This is a genomic window from Kyrpidia sp. (assembly GCF_023512215.1).
GTDB lineage: Bacteria > Bacillota > Bacilli > Kyrpidiales > Kyrpidiaceae > Kyrpidia > Kyrpidia spormannii.
Genome location: NZ_JAILZZ010000035.1, coordinates 16,748 through 34,509 on the forward strand (window position 1 = coordinate 16,748; position 17,762 = coordinate 34,509).

Consider the following 17,762-nt stretch of genomic DNA (forward strand, 5'->3'; position numbering starts at 1 on the left):
AGGAGAGAAGATGAGGATGGGTGTCATGCGTTTGGGGCGGGTCGAAGCGCGGGTGCTCGATTTGGAGAAGAGCATCGACTATTACAGTAATGTGATCGGCCTGCAACTGGTGGCCCGGGAACCAGGAAAGGCCTATTTTAAAGCGTGGGACGAGGAAGACCATCATAGCCTGATTATTACTGAAGCGGATTACCCTGGACTGGAACATATGGGATTCAAAGTTCGTTACCAGGAAGACTTGGATACTTTCGAGAAGGCCATTGAACAGTACGGAATTCGCGTGAATCGCGTGTCGAACCGCCATCGGATCGGGGAAGGGGAAGCCATTCGATTTACTCTTCCGACCGGTCAGGTGATGGAGCTCTATCATGAGATTGAACGGATCGGCAATGGTTTGAAGCTGAACCCTGATCCCAAGCCGGAGAATCTCAAAGGGATTGCCCCGCCTTACCTGGACCATCTCCTCATTGCCGGGGAAGATGTCCCGGCCACTACCGACCTGCTCATGAAAGTGATGGATTTTCATATGAGTGAACGGGTCATCCTTCACGGTGACGAGCTGTTCGCGGTGTGGCTGTTCCGCACGAATACTCCCCACGATATTGCCATTATCAAAGGTCCCAATGGAAAGCTACATCACTTTGCCTTCGGGCTTTCGAGTTGGGAGGATGTGCTTCATGCCGCTGACTGCCTCGCGAAAAATGAGGTGGTATTGGATGAGGGGCCGACCCGGCATGGCATCACCCGGGGCCTGACCATCTATTTCTTCGATCCGTCTGGCAACCGCAATGAAGTGTTCAGTGGCGGTTATATCCCCGGCGAAGATTTTACACCGGTGACTTGGACCGAAGAGCGGCTACCCCGGGGCATTTTCTATCACAAAGGGGAAATCACGGAGCGGTTCACAGGGGTATTCACCTAATGACCTGCATTTATCGGCGAGGTTAAACGGATGGCTAACGAATATCGGATTTTTGTCGCGAACAAAAGCCGGGAGTATCTTTGCCGATATGGACAGAATATTCTTTCTTCATCCATCGAACAGGGCGTTCGTGTGATTAAACGCGGATGCCTGGGGGGTGGTTGTGGATTCTGTAAAATTCGGGTGGAGGCGGGGCAGTACGAGCTCGGAAAGGTTTCAATCAAAGCTCTGCCGGCGGAAGAGAGAAAAGAGGGCTTTGTACTCGCATGTAAAACCGTTCCTTTGTCCGATCTGGTTATTCGCGTCTCGGGGGACTAAAAGTCGGCGACATGGGGAGGTTGAATGCCATTGAGTGCGCGGGTCAAACGGGTGGAACCGGTCCGGGAGCGACCCTGGGATTGGGCGACGAAAAACGAGTACGAGGAAGTGACCGTGCGGATCCAGCCATATCTGCACGGCCACTATCGGCACAAATACCGCAAGACGGAATACGACATCTATGATCCCCGATATACCCGGCTGCGGTCAAGCAACTGGGACGCTTTCCGGGATCCTAAGCGGTTCTGGTACTATCCTTACACACTGAACCGCAAACGGATGGCAGACGATGTAGAGAGCCTTTTTGATCGCGCGCTGAAGCTCGGGCTTCAGGATCACGTGGCCGACTCGTGGCGGCGATTCAGCGAGGAGTTTTATATTCCGTTGCGGCATTACGAGTACGCAGGGGCGGTTCAGCTCCAGCACGTCGTGCGTTACGCGATGGGAGGGCCCATTGAACAAGTCGCCACGTACACGGCCTTCGATAAACAAGGTCGCGCCCAGTGGTTGAGCGCCTGGGGGTTAGATTTTCCCGGGGGCGGGGGCAGTGCCGCGCTGGAGCATGGAAAGGAGTTGTGGCTTGACGATCCTGCGTTTCAAGGTTTGAGAGAGTATATGGAACAGGTCTTGACCACCGAGGATTGGGGAGAAGTATTGACCGCCCTTCATCTTGCGGTGGAGCCTCTCGTCGATGGGATTCTGTACGATGGCCTAAATGCTGTTGCTTTGGCACATGGTGACGTGGTTCTTCCTGAGCTGTCTTTGATCTGTCAGGAGCAGATCAAATGGCAGGAGCAATGGAGCCAAGCGTTCTTTACATGGATCACCGAAGATCCGGCGTGCAGCCGTTGGGAATACCTCAAGGCACTGGGTTACGAAAATTGGCCGGGCGATTATCGCTGGGGAAAAACGCTCAGTGACCCACGGGAAACTCCCGAAGAGGAGTTGACAAATCGAGAAGTGGTGGCAGAATGGCTCAGCTTGTGGCTGCCCCGGGCTCTTGAGGCGGTGCGTGGGCTTCAGCCTGTGTTTGATCGGCACGGGATTCCTTTTTCGGTGGCATCATCGGTGGAGCGGACGGTGGATCAAGCTATTCGCCCACTTGTGCGGGCGATGGGAATTGAATCGCTGCCGACGTTGGGAGGTGAACAGCATGTCGAATGAAGCCTATGTGGGGATGGATCTGGACAAAAACGGAGGCCTTTTGATCGACGCGATCCTTGAAGCCCTTCGGGAGGACAATCCTCGAATTGAAACGGTGGATTTTAACATTTACGTGAAGGTGAAATCGCCCCGAGAGATGGTCCTGAAAAGGGAAACGGTGGAAGAGAAACTGGGCCGGGACTGGGATATCAATGAGCTCCAGGTCTACATGTCCTCTTACTTTGGTTTTATTGAGGAGTGGGACGACGACCACCTGCTGATTCGCTGGAACGGCTGAAATCTAGTAGAAAATGGGGATGGAGAGGAGGCGCCGGGTATGGCAAAATTGGGGACAACCGGGAGGTATCGCGCCCTGACCCGGGATCTGATGTGGGATCCGAAAAGTGTGGATTGGAAACAGGTCTACCCACTGGTGGAGGCGGAGGGGATTATCCTCAAGGATCCTAGCCGCTGGGAGGACCCCTTCCGGATGACGTTTAATCAGTATGTGAAGATTCAAGCCGAGAAAGAGCATCTGCATCACGCCATCCGCCACGCCTTTGAGGCCCATCATGGGCATGCTCGGGTGGTGGATAGCAGATGGTTCGAGGGAGTGAAGGCTTTTGCAGTAGCGGTGCAACCCGCCGAATACCAGGCCCACCGGCTGATGGCGTACATCGGCCGCAACATTCCTGTGGAGGCGATCCGGTTTGCCACATTCAACCAAGCGCTGGACGAACTCCGCCACGCTCAGATCGAAATCAAGCACTATGCGTATCTCAGCCGCTACTACGACGGTTTCCATGCATACGCCAAAACGAACGAGAATTTGTGGTTCAACACCGTTCCAAAATCCTTTTTTGACGATGCCCTGACGGCCGGTCCTTTCGAGGCTCTCATTGCCATTGCTTTCTCCTTTGAATACGTTTTTACGAATATTCTATTCCTCCCTTTTGCAGCTTCGGCGGCGGCAGTGGGGGATGAACACTTTGCTTCTGTGGGCAAGAGCGTTCAATCAGATGAGTCCCGGCACATGGCCCTGGGGATGTCTGCCATGAAAATGTTGCTGGAGGAAGATGACCGCAATGTCCCCATTGTTCAGCGCTACCTGGACAAATGGTACTGGCGGGCGTACCGGTTGTTCTCAGTGGTGGCGACCTTGGTGGATTACTATCCTCGGGTTCGGCCGATTTCTTGGAAAAAGGCCTTTGAAATGTACGTGGAGGAACAGGTGCTGCATGGTTTGTTTAAAGACCTTGAGAAATACGGTATCCGGCCGCCCAGGAATTTTGAGGACAGCATCAAAGAGAAGGAGCACTACTCCCATGTGACCATGCGGATCCTCGACCACGCCAAACAGGTCAACTACTTCCGAGGTTTTAAACTTCAACCTGACGATTATGAGTGGCTTCACAACGAATACCCGAACACCTTTGATCGGTACTATGCTCCATTTTTCCGCAAAATGGACGATCATGTGTTGGCGGTAGCATCGCCGGGGTTGCCGGCCGTTTGTGCCGTGTGCCAGATTCCCACGGAGTTCCCGAATCCGGATAATCCGTCGGAGATGTGGACGCAGTACGCGGAGCACAAAGGGAAGACCTATCAATTCTGCTCACCGGGCTGTAAAACTATATTTCTGGAAGAACCTGAGAAGTATATCCAGTTCTGGTGGCCGGCGGAGTCGTATTTGTCCGGGGAATTCGGGTCGACCTTGGAAGACATGTTTGAGTATTTCGGATTTACTCCCGAAGAGACGAATGAGCATTACTCTTCTCGGGATTATTACCGATGGATCCGCTATCGGGAAGCCTTGGGATTGGACCGTTCGTTCCAGGTGAACGGATAGGAGGGTCGAGTGATGTGGATTGTGTGGGTGAGAGTTCCGTCGGATGATCGGTTTATTACCCATATGGGCCTGACCGTGGAACCCACGGCGACGGGGGAACAGGTGATTCGCCAGGTGGCAGGGATGTGGGGGCTGGACGAGAAGGGATGGTATCGCTTGGTGAGGCTCCGTCCCGATGGTTCCGACGACATCTCTCCGGGTCAGACTTTGCTGGAGAGCGGGGTGCGGGACGGCGACCCGCTGGACCTCTTGGTTTCTTAGACGCGTTGTCTAATTCTGGGGGAGCAGTGAGGCGGTGTGAAGATGAAGGCCCAGTCTCTGGTGTTTGAACACGTGATCGACATTCATCCGCGGACCGGACAGATCACGATGAACGGCCGCCGTATGGCGTTGATGTCCACCGAAGCGTTGGGAATTTTGCGCCGGGACTTGGTCAGTACCCTGGGAATGGACCGGGCAAAGGGGTTTCTCATGCGCTACGGCTGGTCCTGCGGACGAAACGATGCCCGAGCCATACGCAGCCTGTTTGAATGGGAGTCTTTTGAGGAGCTGATTTTGGCTGGGCCGGCTCTTCACACCCTGGAAGGAGTGGTGACCGTCGAACCCGGGGAGATGCGGGTGGATTCGACTGTCGGTGAGGTGTATTTTACTGGAGAATGGCGCCATTCCTTTGAAGCCGAGGAACACATTAGGCACTTTGGCGTCGACGAAGAGCCGGTCTGTTGGAGCTTGGCGGGTTATGCCAGCGGATATTTGACCGAGTTGTTCAACCGTCCGGTGGTGACCTATGAACGAGAATGCCGAGGAAAAGGGGATGCGCGTTGCATTTACGTGGCCAAGACGGTGGATGAGGCCGACGAAGTTCAGATGCGGGATCTCCGGTATTACCAGGCGGAATCCCTGGCTACGGAATTGGACGAGGCTCATCGTAGAATTCGCGCGTTAAACGAGACATTGATGCGTTCGGTGGAACTCCACAAGCAATTGAGCAATCTGGTCATGGAAGGGAAAAGCCTCCGCCAAATTGTAGAGACGATGGCTGGGGCATTCGGCCGCAGTGTGGTGGTGGAGACAAAATCCAGGCGGGTTTTGGCGGCCAGCTTTGTGTGTCCTGAGCATGAGGACACGTACCGGCGCTGGAAGCCGGGAGAACGAGGTGCGGCGATGGACTCTGGCAAAACGGGCCGAGAGAGCTGGACTGTTGACGGCGTTTCGGTGGAGGCGTGTCGGATCACAGCCAACCATGTTCACCTGGGCACCCTGTGTATGTTGGGGAATCCTCCTCTTACTCATGAAGATGAGATGCTGATGGAACGAGCTGTCAACGTCTGCACGTTGCAAATGTTTTATGAACAGCTGTTGACTGAGTCCACATACCAGATGCGAGGCGACTTCTTAGAGGAGATCGTCCGGGGGCGCTATGACTCGGAAACCCTTCGGCGACGGGCCCGCATTCTGGACCTCGACCCGGATACGCCCAGGCGGTTGTTGGCCATCAAGGTTTTGCCCCGGGAGCAATTGGAAGACGTTCGGGACGCATTGCGGGGAGCCTGTCGCGGTGACATCATCTCCCGGAATGGCTATCTGTTCGTTTTTCTCCCGGAGGCCGCCCATGTGCAGGGTGAAGCGGGAATCGGCGATTTTCTCGATAACCTGGTCCGGTTCGTAGAAACGAGGTTCAAGGCGGTTCGCCTGTATATCGGTTGCGGTCGAAGGGCGGAGACGATCACCGATCTGGGAGGAAGCTACCAGGACGCCATCCGGATCGTCGATTTTTTGGAGCTTTCCAGTCCGGGGGAAAGTCGGTTCGGCCTGTACGATCATTTGGCCCCGCTAATGTTTTTACTCCGGGTGGCGGAGCAGGAGGAGGTGTTGGAGTTCTACCAACGGGTGTTGGGTGCCTTGGTGGAATATGACAGAGGTCATCAAGGGGATTTGGTGCAGACATTGCATTCTTACCTGGAGATGACCGGGAATCTCCGCCGGGTGGCCGAGGCGATGCACGTCTCGGTCACGGGCTTAAGGTATCGACTTTCGAAAATCGAAGAAATCTGCGGCGTTGACTTGGATGACGGGACGACGCGATTCAATCTGCAGCTCGCTTTACAAATTCATTATGCCCTTCACATGAGGCGCCGGGATTTCTCGGGTGGCCCGGGTACTCCTCAGTGAACGCATCGGAGAAAGATGGAGGGATGATCCATGGCGCCAACCAAGGAGAGCGTGTCGATGTACCAATTGCGGTTTGAGCCGAGCGGACGGGAGGTCTCGTGCAAAGAAGGGCAAACTCTCCTGGACGCCGCCGTTAGGGCCGGGTTGAATATTCCCTATGGGTGCCGGCACGGGAATTGTTCGGCTTGCAAGGCCAAGGTCCTGGAAGGGGATTACACGTCAATGGACCGGGTTTCGGAGTTTGCCTTGATGGGATTCGAACGGGATCAGGGCTATGTTTTGCTTTGCAGTACCCTGCCGGAAAGCGATTTGGTGGTGGAGATCGAGGAAGAAGATGAAGAGCCCGGTGTACGTTTGTTCACTGTGTATGATTTTTCTGCTGTTGTGGTGGAAAATGAGGCGATGACCCAGGATATCCATCGCCTTCGCCTGCGCTTGGAAGATCCTGTGGATATCCCCTATGCCGCCGGGCAGTTTTTCGAGTTTGAGATTCCGGAGATCGAGGATACCCGAGCTTATTCGGTGGCGGCACCCCACCGGCCTGGAGAAGGGTTGGAATTCCACGTCCGAAGGGTCCCGGGCGGTCGCGGCTCCGGGTACATGACCGCACTGCGTCCCGGGGATCGGGTGACGGGATCGGGACCGTACGGCAAAATGCAGCTGCGGGATCGAAGCAAAGACTTGCTTTTTGTCGCCGGGGGATCCGGGATGGCGCCCATCAAAAGCTTGTTGGAAGAATTGTACAGCGAGCCGGTGGACAGGCAGGTGTGGTTTTTCTACGGCGCCCGAACGGCCCGGGATCTCTATCTGGTGGACCAGTGGCGCCGATGGGAGGAGGAGCGGGCGGGGTTTCACTTTGTCCCGGCGCTCTCCGAACCAGGGCCTGATGAACCCTGGAATGGAGAACGGGGATTTATCGCCGATGTCCTCGCCCGGCACTTTAGCCGATTTGACGGGATGGACGCTTACCTGTGCGGACCGCCGGCGTTGATTCAGACGACGTTAAAGGTCCTCTACCAAGGTGGCCTTCGGAGTTCGAACATTTACTACGATGAGTTTTGACGCAGTGGATGCGGAGGAGCTCCCCGGCGGACGGGAGAGCTTTTTTTGCGGCTTTTTGTTGAGCCATCCGGGGGCATTCCCAACCAGCCGTCCGATCCGGCGGAGTGCAGACTATCGGTGTTCATGGATGGACGCGAACCCTTCATTGCCGGTACAATGGGGCTGGGGAGGACGAGAAATTGGAAATGAATCCAAATGTGTCATCACCGTATGTGTTGCTTGATTTTGTCGACGACCGCGGCCGTTGCCGGCGGTTGTTTTTTTCTGATCCGGCCGAGGTGATTGTGGCCGCCCGGCCCGAAGAGGTCCTGCCGGCCCTCGGGAAAGTGCAACGGGCGGTGCGGGAAGGTCATTGGGTTGCGGGATTGGTTTCCTACGAGGCGGCTTCCGGTTTGGATCCGGCTCTGAAAGTACGTGGTGGACATCAATTGCCCCTCGTGTGGTTTGGGGTGTTCGACAGACCTCCTTCGACACCGGATCGGTCGGGTGTCGTGGGCGAACCTTTTCAGTTGTCTAACTGGAGACTTTCTCTTGCCCGGGAGGTATACGACGAGCGGATCCGACGCATCCGTCGGGCGATCGCCGAAGGGGATACATATCAGATCAATTTCACGATGCGGCTGCGGGCGTTTTTTGAAGGTGACGAGAGGACGCTGTACGAAACACTGCTGAAAAACCACCCAGTGCCCTACGCGGCCTGCCTATGCTTAGGGCGGTTTCGCGTCCTGTCGATGTCGCCGGAGCTGTTTTTTCGGGTTGTAGATCGACGAATCGTCACCCGGCCGATGAAGGGGACGGCGAAGAGAGGACGTTGGCCGGAGGAGGACGAACGTCAACATGACTGGCTGGCGGGTTCGGAAAAGAACCGGGCCGAAAATGTGATGATTGTTGACCTGTTGCGCAATGACCTGGCACGGATCGCCAGGACCGGTTCGGTGCGGGTGTCCCGTCTCTTCGAGATCGAACGGTATCGGACCGTCTTCCAGATGACCTCGACGATTACCGCTGATTTGCGGGACGGCGTTGGGCTTCCGGAGATTTTTGCTTCCCTGTTTCCTTCCGGTTCGGTCACAGGGACTCCGAAGGTGAGTGCAATGCGGATCATCGCCGATCTGGAAGAGGAGCCGAGGGAGGCTTATTGCGGGACCGTCGGCTTTGTGAATCCGCAAGGAGAGGCGGTTTTTAATGTGGCGATTCGGACCCTGATCATCGACGGACACAACAGGACGGCTGTTTACGGAGCCGGGGGCGGGGTGACATGGGATTCAGGCAGCAGAGAGGAATACGAGGAGGCCTTGGCCAAAGCGGCTTTTCTCGTTGAACCGCCCGCAGATTTTGCGTTGTTGGAAACGATGCGGCTGGAAAACGGGAGGTATCTGCTGTTGGAGCGGCATCTGGACCGCCTCTTCCGGTCAGCCGGCTATTTCGACATGCTCGTGGATCGAAGTGAAATTGTCCGGGCGCTGGAACACCATGCACGGCTTCACCCGGGCGAGACTCGCCGGGTGCGGCTGTTATTGGGGCAGGATGGCGCCATTCATGTGGAGAGCACTCCTCTCTCCGCTTTGTCGGCGGGGCCGGCCACGTTTGCCGTGCGGCCGGCCGGCCCGGGGAAGGTTCGCGGGGGCGGAGTCGGAAGGGAGGGGAACGGCTCCATCGCCGCCCCCCTGCCGGTGGCCGTCGCTAAGAAACCAGTTTCCAGCGGAAATTGTTTTTTGTTCCACAAGACGACCCGCAGGTCGTTCTATGAAGAACACCGGGAACCGTTTCCCGACGTGTTCGATGTCTTATTGTGGAATGAGAAAAGGGAGATCACGGAATTTACCAACGGCAACGTGGTTTTGGAGGTTGACGGTCGGAAATGCACACCGCCCGTGTCCAGCGGTTTGTTGCCGGGCACCTTTCGGGCGGAGCTGCTGGACCAGGGAGAGATTGTCGAAGAGTGTCTATCTCTGGATGATCTGGTGCGGGCGCAACGGATATGGTTCATCAACAGCGTGCGGGGTTGGGTGCCTGTTCATCTGATAGGCTATTGAGGCAGCTATGAGATTCTTCCGATCGAGTCTGTGGACAAGGAGGTCATTATGGATCCGGAATACTTCGAGGAACTGCTTCGGTATAAAGAGGTCGTCGAGCAGGTGATGGACGAGGAAATGGTCCGGCTGGCCGCAGAGCGCAAGGACGATGCAGCGGATATTCCGTTGGATCGCGTGATTGGAGATAAGTTCGGCTTCGATGAGATCAAGGCCGAAATGGACAGATTGGGGTGGACGACGAGGAATGAGCTGTGGACTGGGGCCGTTTCGACGAAATGCTCGGGTAATGCGGTGTTCGGGTTCGGTTCACGAAGGCTGCGGCCGGCCGGGAACGGGATTCCGTCCACCGGGAACTGGCTGGACTGGTAAAAATTAAGAGAAAATCGGCCAATTTGCGCCTGGCGATGGCATAGGGAAGGGTGCGGGAGAAGCGGCAAGAACGCATGAGGAGCTTGGTTCGCAGCGTGTCCTAAACGGAACGCGATTGTAGAAGGCGGAGCTCCTGGGCCAGGTAACCAAGAACCTGACCGTGGTTCAGCATGGCCTGAACAACCCAACCTGGGGAAAAGGGAAAAAAGGACATCGAAAAAGGCTCAATGTGAAGTATACTTAACATGTGCGTATTATTGGGAGTAGAATGATTATATTCCCTGGTTTACTTATCGTCTATAATGTTAGTGAATAACGGGTTTGGTTGTAAAGGACTCGCTGTAGGAGCACCCGTTCACCAGGAGGAGGGGCAACATGCAGCAGTACAGTTTTGCCATCTCTTCTATCCACCAGTTTACGTCTCGAAAGCACGACTTGTATCATCAATGGGAGAAGATGTGTAATCATGAAGAAGTCAGTACGATTCGCCAGGAAATTAATTCATCCTGGAAAAGGTGTTTATCGAAACGGGTGGATCCACTCCGTCAGCAAGCTCCTGTTGTGTTCACTGAAGCCACGCTGAAAGAAAAAAAGGAAGAAAAATTGGAGCTTTTGCGTCTGGTGGAACCGTATATGGATCAGTTGTATGAGCAATTGGCTGCCGAGGACATATTGGTCATGTTGTCGGATTCAAATGGCGTTATTCTTGAAGGGAAAGCCACAGCCAGGGGCTGGTCCATGGTGGAGAAGCTTCATTTTTACCCAGGTGCAGACTGGTCAGAATCGGGAGCGGGAACGAATGCCGTGGGTACTGCGGTGGCTGAGAGAAAACCGGTTCAAGTGTTTGGTGCCGAGCATTTTTGTCAAGGATGGCATACATGGGTGTGTTCTGCAGCCCCGATTTTTGATCCTGTAACGGACGAGTTGTTAGGTGTGCTAGATATATCCGGTACCATGGACCGTGTGCAGGCTCACAGTTTGCCTGCGGTTGTCCATCAAGTGGACAGGATTCGTCAGGATCTGAGCAGTGCGTTTATGACTCGAGATGTCCCCACCTGGCGTGCGGTAGCTGACGCATTGGACCAGCCATTAGCCATATTTGACACAAAATTGAGGGTGGTTCGGCTAAATGAACGGGCAAGAACTGCCCTCGGACTTCGCGCTGGGTGTACGATTCAAGATTTATTTACAGAAGACAATGCGTCCAGTCTCGATTCGCTGCACTGGAATACTCCTATACCGGTGACGTTTCGTTCGCTGAAACCCGGAACATGGGTGGCGACCCTTTATCCCTATCATGTTGCTAACCGGCTTCTCGGTGGTCTAATTGTGTTTTATCCCATAAAAGTATCGAATAATTCGACTCGGTCGCCGAGCGCGTCGTTTCATATATCAACTATAATTACCCAAAATAATGAAATGATTCGCCTGATCGAAAAGGCGGGAAAAGCCGCCAGATCCGATATGAACGTACTGTTGGTCGGGGAGACGGGCGTAGGTAAAGAGATTTTCGCCCGTTCCATTCATGAATCAGGCCCACGAGGTCGCGAACCGTTTGTGGCTGTGAATTGTGGTGCGATTCCTCGAGACCTTCTTGCCAGTGAGTTGTTCGGTTACGAGCCGGGCGCCTTTACTGGAGCGACAGCCAAGGGGAGACCCGGCAAATTCGTCGCGGCGGACGGTGGAACGATTTTTCTGGACGAAATCGGCGAGTTGCCGTTAGAGGCCCAGGTCTATCTTCTCCGGGTGCTGGAGGAACGGGCCGTGGTGCCTGTTGGAGGCACTGAGCCTCGACCTATCGATGTGCGGATTATCGCTGCAACGAACCGAGATCTAGAGGAAGAGATTCAGCGGGGGCGATTTCGGGCGGATTTATATTACAGGCTCAATGTGTTGCGTTTTCGCATTCCCCCTTTGCGAGAGCGTAAAGAAGATATCCCTCTTCTCGTGCGTCACTTCCTGTTACAATGTGACGACACTGGGATACCGTGGGTTGTCGAAGACGCCGCCATGGACTGTCTCATGCGACACAGTTGGCCGGGGAATGTCAGGCAATTAAAAAACGTTGTCGCGCAGGCCGTATTCAATGCGGAGGATCATCGGATTCGACTTGAGGATCTACCTCCTGAGCTTGTGCATTCCCCCGATGGAACAACCACTGGATTGACAAAGGATAACAATGAGAGCGCACACGTTTCCCGATTCAATTATCGCAAGGTTGTAAACCGGGAAGTTCTTGAGCACGCGTTAAAAATGACGGAGGGCAATGTGAGCCGGGCTGCTCGGTTGCTGGGGGTTTCTCGGATGACGGTTTACAGGAAGGCAAAACAGTACAATTTGTCGACGTAGATGTAACAGGAGTGTCACAGTAGTATCTGTGACACTCCTGTTACGTGATAATGTTACATGCAATGTATCGAGAAGAACAAATATCTTGGGGAATCCAGCGATTTCTCCAATGGGCCTCTTGTTGGCACGAGAATTGCTCTCTCCAATCTGAACAGAAGAGGGCGAAAGAGATTCAGGAGATTGTTCGCCTTCTTTAAACAGAAAATCGTGATTGGAGGAAGGAATGTATGGCCGTTGCAGCAGGGCCCAAACCCAGAATTCTCGCCATCGATGCCGGCGGAACCATGACCGATACCATATTGGTCAATGAAAAGGGGGAATTTGTGGTCGGCAAGGCACAGTCGACGCCTGAGGACGAGTCTGTCGGATTTGTCAATTCGTTGAGAGATGCCCTCCATTATTGGAATGTACCCCTGGAAGAAGGGGTTCCACACCTCGTCTCGGGCATCTATTCCGGGACGGCCATGCTGAACCGCCTGTTGGAGCGTAAAGGACTGAAATTGGGTCTCCTTGTTACGGCGGGTTTTGAAGATTATCTCCGCATCGAACGCGGTATCCAGACCTATCTGGGGTATTCCTATTCGGACCGTCTGCACCTTGTGACCCACGTCCATAATACCCCCTTGGTCCCTCGGGATCGGATTTATGGCATTCGTGGTCGGATCGACATCTTTGGTGCGGAGCAGATTCCCCTGTACGAGAACGAAGTTCAACAAGCCATCCGGGAACTTCTACAAAAGAATGTGCAAGGTATATGCATAAATTTCCTACACTCTTATGCCAATCCCGCGCATGAAGAAAAAGCCAAGGCGATTGCGCAAAAGGTGATGGAAGAGTTCGGCGTCCATGTGCCGTTGTTTCTGTCTTCGGAACTCTATCCCGTTTCCCAAGACTTTGCCAGACTTAATACGGTCTTGGTCGAAGCCTACGCCGCGGAACCCTCTCGAGGCCAGTTTCAGCGAATTACCCAGAAACTACGCGATCTTGGATCGAAGTTTGAACTTCGGGTGATGGCCTCTCACGGGGGCACCATTTCTACAGAGGCTAAAGAACTGGCTCGGACCTTGGTGTCGGGTCCCATCGGCGGCGTGGTCGGAGCTCAGTATTTATCTAAGCAACTCGGCTTTGATAACGTCGTGTGTTCGGATATCGGCGGTACAAGTTTTGACTTAGCCCTCATCACAGGAGGTCAATTTGCGATTCGGACGCAACCCAATATGGCGCGATTTGTTCTCAAGCTGCCACTGGTTGAAATCGACTCCGTGGGAGCGGGAACCGGTTCCTTTGTACGGCTCACACCGAGTTCAAAACGGATCGAGATCGGCCCCGACAGTGCCGGCTATCGCATTGGCGTCTCGAATCCGGACAGCGGCGTAACCACGGTGACGATTAATGATTGCAACGTGGTTCTTGGTTATCTGAATGCCGATAATTTTCTGGGTGGTGATGTGAAACTCGACCGGCAACGCGCTTACGAGGCGATACAAGAGCAAATCGCGGCTCCGCTTGGCTTGGACGTATATGCGGCGGCAGAAGGCATTGTTTCCCTCTTTCAGGATCATCTGCGTAATGAAGTGATCTCCCGGGTTCTTGGGAAAGGCTACGCGCCAGAGAATTATCGGCTACTTTCCTATGGTGGAGGCGGTCCTGTGCATGTGGCCGGTTATACGGCCGGATTAAACTTTCAAGATATTCTCGTCCCGTCTTGGGCGGCCGGGTTTTCGGCTTACGGTTGCGCGTGTGCCGAATTCGAATACCGCGCGGATAAGACGGTGCAGGTGGCCGTCGCTCATGCTCAGGCCGATTTCGGTGCATTCGCTTCCGCCATTAATACAGCATGGAGCGAACTGAAAGAACGGGTAATCGGTGAATTTGCGAAAAGTGGAATCGCCCAGCGGGACATCGAATTTCGCCATCATGTCCGGGTCCAGTATGTGGGCCAACTGAATGACGTTGAGATCCAAGTCCCATTTGAACGAATTGAAAGCTCAGAACAGGTGCAAACGATTATCGACCGGTTTGAGGAAGCATATTCAAAAATGTATTCTCGTTCCGCCCGGTCTCCGGAGTTGGGATACTTGGTTACGACGGCCATTATTACTGGGGTTGCCCCCAGTGAAAAACCGAGTTTGCCTGAAGAACCTGTTAGTGGGGAGCAGCCGGAGGCGGACGATATCGAGACGAGGCCCGTATATTACAAAGGTGCTTGGACAACTGCCAATGTGTACAAGATGGAGAAATTGAAAGCCGGGAACCGAATTCAGGGATTTTCCGTGATCGAATCGCCGAATACCACGTTTGTCGTGCCGACAGGTTACGAGGCGATACTGGATACCCATCGAATTTTTCACTTGAAACCACCTGTGAGTCATTAACAGTCCCTGTGCCGGGATATTTTCGAGTTAAACACAAGGAGGAGAAAAAGATTATGGGCGAAGGGTTGAAGCCGTCCACAGCCGTCCATCCACAGGTCGCAATCGGTTGGGGTGGAAAAACACTCAAGGAGATGCTCGAAGAGTCAGAGCGCGTGTTTAAGGAAACAGGAAGGTACGCAGGACTGGATCGGCTTTCATTGCGCGAGGAGGATCCTATTCGATATGAGCGCATCTTCTCGCTGCTGCGAGGTGGGCTCGTCAATGCCCGAGAAACAGCATTGAACATCTCAGCGTCTCCGATTGTGAAAGAGATTGGCGAACTTTGTTTCGCGTTATATACACCGGAAGGCGATTCGATTGCGCTCTCCACGGGCATTATCGTTCATGTCCACACCATGAGTGACGCAATTAAATTCATGATTCGAAACAATTGGGAAGTCAGCCCGGGAATTCGATCAGGTGATATTTTTTCCAATAATAATTCGATCATTGGAGACGTTCATACTGCTGATGTACACACCATTATTCCGATTTTCTGGGAAGGAGAAATTATCGGCTGGGCGGGTGGAGTGACTCACGAGATCGATGTGGGTGCGGTGACACCTGGGTCGATGGCGTTTGGACACGAAGACCGATATGGCGATGGGTTGTTGTTGTCCTGCGAAAAAGCGGGTGAAAATGATGAATTTTACCAGAGCTATCTAAAAAAAGTCAGCGACTCGGTGCGTGCTGAGATGTACTGGGTCTTGGATGAACGCACCCGCTTGGCTGGTTGCCACATGATTCGTGACCAAGTTTACCGGGTAATTCAGGAAGAAGGCATCGAGACCTATAAACGTTTTATTCGTGAAGTTATCGAAGAGGGACGGCGAAGCTTTAAGGAACGCGTGAAGGAAGTGACGTTCCCCGGTATCTATGAGTCGCCGAGATTTACGGATGTTCCGTGGAAAGACGATCCTACGGTCTCCCACAAAGCTCGAAGAGACACGCTGATGCATGCGCCATTAACGATACAAATCGGCGCAGACGGCGATTTTAACATGTCGTACGAAGGAGCGAACAAATGGGGTTATCACTCCTTTAACTGTGCGCCGTCACCCATGCAGGGTGCCTTATGGGTTCAAATGACACAAAGCTTGATTCCGAACGATAAGGTCAACGATGGAGCCTATCTGGCGACGTCGCTAAAGCTCCCTTATGGGTCATGGTGCAATCCAGATTATGAAAAAGTCTCCACCACCCTTTCGTGGCATTTCCTGATCCCGGCCTTTACAGGGTTGATTCGCAGTTTGGCCCGTGCTTATTACTCCCGGGGTTACCTTGAGGAAATCTCAGCGAGTTTCCCACTGACAGGTAATATCCTGCAGGGCGGTGGCAAGAATCATTATGGTGTCGAATCTGCGTTTACCAATTTCGAGATGTCATCCGAAGGCACCGGGGCGATGTACTTTAAGGACGGAGAAGATTCCACAGCCGCCATGTGGAACCCCGAAGGAGATATGGGTGAGGCGGAGACATGGGAATCACTAGAACCACTTCTATACCTCGGGAGGAGCTTGAAGCCGATGACTCCTGGTCCCGGAAAGTATCGGGGAGGGGCCGGAATCGAAAGTGTGCGGATGCTGTATCGTACCGATGAACAGACCTTGTTCAATGGACTTGCTGACGGCCATGTTTTCGGAAGCGCAGGCATTTTCGGAGGTTATCCGGGTAACGCGGGCTATCGGCACAGTCTGCACGGTACGAACATGAAGGAAATCATCCAAAATCAACTGCCTTATCCGACCCGAGATGGTGACCCGGAACATTCGGAAGTGGATGAGGTGATCCGTGCGGAGGACAACGTGTTTGACAAACACGCCACTGCCGGGCCCCAGATCTTTCGTGAATATGACATTTACGTGTCTGTCCATCGGGGCGGACCAGGACTCGGAGACGTTCTTGAACGGGATCCGCACTTGGTGGAGAAGGATCTAAACGAAGGGTATCTCCTGCCGAGATATGCGGAGTCGATTTACGGGGTTGTTGCGGAACAGTCAGCCGATGGGACATGGAAGGCTGATCTGGAAAAGACGGCTGCCCGCAGGGAACAGATGCGGAAGGAACGCCTGGCTCGAGCCATACCGGCCGAAGCGTTCCTTGAGCGCGAACGAGATCGCATCTTGCACCGGGATTTTATTGAACCGGTTCTGGAAATGTATCAGAGCTCGATGGACTTATCCCCGGAATGGAGAGAGAAATTCTTGAAGTTCTGGGAATTGCCTGAGGATTTCCGGATGGTCAACGGCTAAGAAACTTTTCTGATCGGTGACAGTCATGACGTGTGTAGATCTGAATTGAGGGGAGAGATGAAGCTGTGGCTCAATATGATCTGGAAACCCTGCGGCAACTCAAACGTGGTGAACTTCCTTTTCATTTGGTTCACGAAATGCAGTCGAGCCATAAGGATTCCGATCGATTTTTTAAAATGTTGGCCATTGCCCAAGAATCGGTACCTTGGGACGACCGGATTTTATTGCCTTACGCAGAACATCTCTACATTGTGGAAAAGCCGGACAAGAGCCGGGTTGTCAAGTGTGACTGCGGCCATGAGTTCGGTGATTATCGCCGGAACTGGAAACTAAGTGCCTTGGTCTACGTCCGGGACACCGAGGAAAAGATTAACGAGATCTACCCGAATATGCTGGGATGTGACCCCGAGTGGATGCACCTAAGGGAGTATATTTGCCCCGGATGCGGCACGCTTCTTGAAGTGGAAGCTGTGCCACCCGGTTATCCGGTAGTCTTTGATTTCCAACCGGATATCGATACGTTTTATGAAAAGTGGTTAAAGAAACCCCTGAACCGCGAATAAACAAGTGATCGAGGAGCAAGCCTCCTGCAGTGAGTGTTGCTGCAGGAGGTGCCTCCTTTGGTCTATAATGTTTATCAAACCCATATCTCCGCGCCAGCGAAAAGGATGCATGTGAAGGAGGCTCTCTCATGATTTCAGAAGGGGAAATTTTGTGGGAACCGTCTACATATTTAAAACAAACCTCTGGAATGTCACAATATATGCATTGGTTGGAGAGAGAAAAGGGTTTAGTATTTCCTGATTTTTTATCATTGTGGCGTTGGTCTGTGGACGATCTCGAGTCGTTTTGGGCGTCGATATGGGAGTATTTTCA

Annotated in this window: 15 protein-coding genes; all 15 read left to right on the forward strand. The window is 53.5% G+C overall.

Features of this window, described 5'->3' with window-relative positions:
• Nucleotides 1-16: 16 nt before the first annotated feature.
• Complete coding sequence (locus K6T64_RS11785) at nucleotides 17-922, forward strand: catechol 2,3-dioxygenase (RefSeq protein ID WP_100668104.1); 906 nt, start codon at nucleotides 17-19, stop codon at nucleotides 920-922.
• 30 nt (nucleotides 923-952) lie between these two features.
• Nucleotides 953-1,240 carry a 2Fe-2S iron-sulfur cluster-binding protein gene (locus K6T64_RS11790; protein WP_288010361.1) on the forward strand — a complete coding sequence of 96 codons (288 nt, stop codon included), beginning with the start codon at nucleotides 953-955 and terminating at the stop codon, nucleotides 1,238-1,240.
• A 24-nt stretch (nucleotides 1,241-1,264) separates the two neighbouring features.
• Nucleotides 1,265-2,404: a ferritin family protein gene (locus K6T64_RS11795; RefSeq protein WP_288010363.1), complete on the forward strand. Its 1,140-nt coding sequence runs from the start codon at nucleotides 1,265-1,267 to the stop codon at nucleotides 2,402-2,404.
• Nucleotides 2,394-2,681: an MmoB/DmpM family protein gene (locus tag K6T64_RS11800; RefSeq protein WP_100668102.1), complete on the forward strand. Its 288-nt coding sequence runs from the start codon at nucleotides 2,394-2,396 to the stop codon at nucleotides 2,679-2,681. Before K6T64_RS11795 ends, K6T64_RS11800 begins: the two co-directional genes overlap by 11 nt.
• 39 nt (nucleotides 2,682-2,720) lie before the next feature.
• Nucleotides 2,721-4,232, forward strand: a complete 1,512-nt coding sequence (locus K6T64_RS11805; protein WP_170085898.1) for a YHS domain-containing protein — start codon at nucleotides 2,721-2,723, stop codon at nucleotides 4,230-4,232.
• Nucleotides 4,233-4,244: 12 nt separating this feature from the next.
• On the forward strand, nucleotides 4,245-4,493 hold the full coding sequence (locus tag K6T64_RS11810) for a hypothetical protein (RefSeq protein ID WP_170085897.1): 249 nt from the start codon (nucleotides 4,245-4,247) through the stop codon (nucleotides 4,491-4,493).
• A gap of 42 nt (nucleotides 4,494-4,535) precedes the next feature.
• On the forward strand, nucleotides 4,536-6,404 hold the full coding sequence (locus tag K6T64_RS11815) for a XylR N-terminal domain-containing protein (protein WP_288010367.1): 1,869 nt from the start codon (nucleotides 4,536-4,538) through the stop codon (nucleotides 6,402-6,404).
• Nucleotides 6,405-6,434: 30 nt separating this feature from the next.
• Nucleotides 6,435-7,466: an NADH:ubiquinone reductase (Na(+)-transporting) subunit F gene (locus K6T64_RS11820; RefSeq protein ID WP_288010369.1), complete on the forward strand. Its 1,032-nt coding sequence runs from the start codon at nucleotides 6,435-6,437 to the stop codon at nucleotides 7,464-7,466.
• 185 nt (nucleotides 7,467-7,651) lie between these two features.
• Nucleotides 7,652-9,502: an aminodeoxychorismate synthase component I gene (gene pabB, locus K6T64_RS11825; protein ID WP_288010380.1), complete on the forward strand. Its 1,851-nt coding sequence runs from the start codon at nucleotides 7,652-7,654 to the stop codon at nucleotides 9,500-9,502.
• A gap of 48 nt (nucleotides 9,503-9,550) precedes the next feature.
• Complete coding sequence (locus tag K6T64_RS11830) at nucleotides 9,551-9,871, forward strand: hypothetical protein (RefSeq protein WP_288010371.1); 321 nt, start codon at nucleotides 9,551-9,553, stop codon at nucleotides 9,869-9,871.
• 375 nt (nucleotides 9,872-10,246) lie between these two features.
• Nucleotides 10,247-12,220 (forward strand): sigma-54-dependent Fis family transcriptional regulator, encoded by a 1,974-nt coding sequence (locus K6T64_RS11835; protein ID WP_288010373.1) that lies wholly within the window; start codon nucleotides 10,247-10,249, stop codon nucleotides 12,218-12,220.
• 227 nt (nucleotides 12,221-12,447) lie between these two features.
• Entirely contained in the window at nucleotides 12,448-14,595 is a 2,148-nt protein-coding gene (locus tag K6T64_RS11840; RefSeq protein ID WP_288010375.1) for a hydantoinase/oxoprolinase family protein, read from the forward strand.
• Nucleotides 14,596-14,648: 53 nt separating this feature from the next.
• The gene (locus K6T64_RS11845) at nucleotides 14,649-16,886 is read left to right on the forward strand and encodes a hydantoinase B/oxoprolinase family protein (protein ID WP_288010376.1); all 2,238 of its coding nucleotides are present in this window, start codon (nucleotides 14,649-14,651) and stop codon (nucleotides 16,884-16,886) included.
• A 65-nt stretch (nucleotides 16,887-16,951) separates the two neighbouring features.
• The gene (locus K6T64_RS11850) at nucleotides 16,952-17,449 is read left to right on the forward strand and encodes an acetone carboxylase subunit gamma (RefSeq protein ID WP_013075148.1); all 498 of its coding nucleotides are present in this window, start codon (nucleotides 16,952-16,954) and stop codon (nucleotides 17,447-17,449) included.
• A 128-nt stretch (nucleotides 17,450-17,577) separates the two neighbouring features.
• Nucleotides 17,578-17,762: hypothetical protein (locus K6T64_RS11855; RefSeq protein ID WP_288010378.1), on the forward strand; the 185-nt coding region annotated here is incomplete at its 3' end.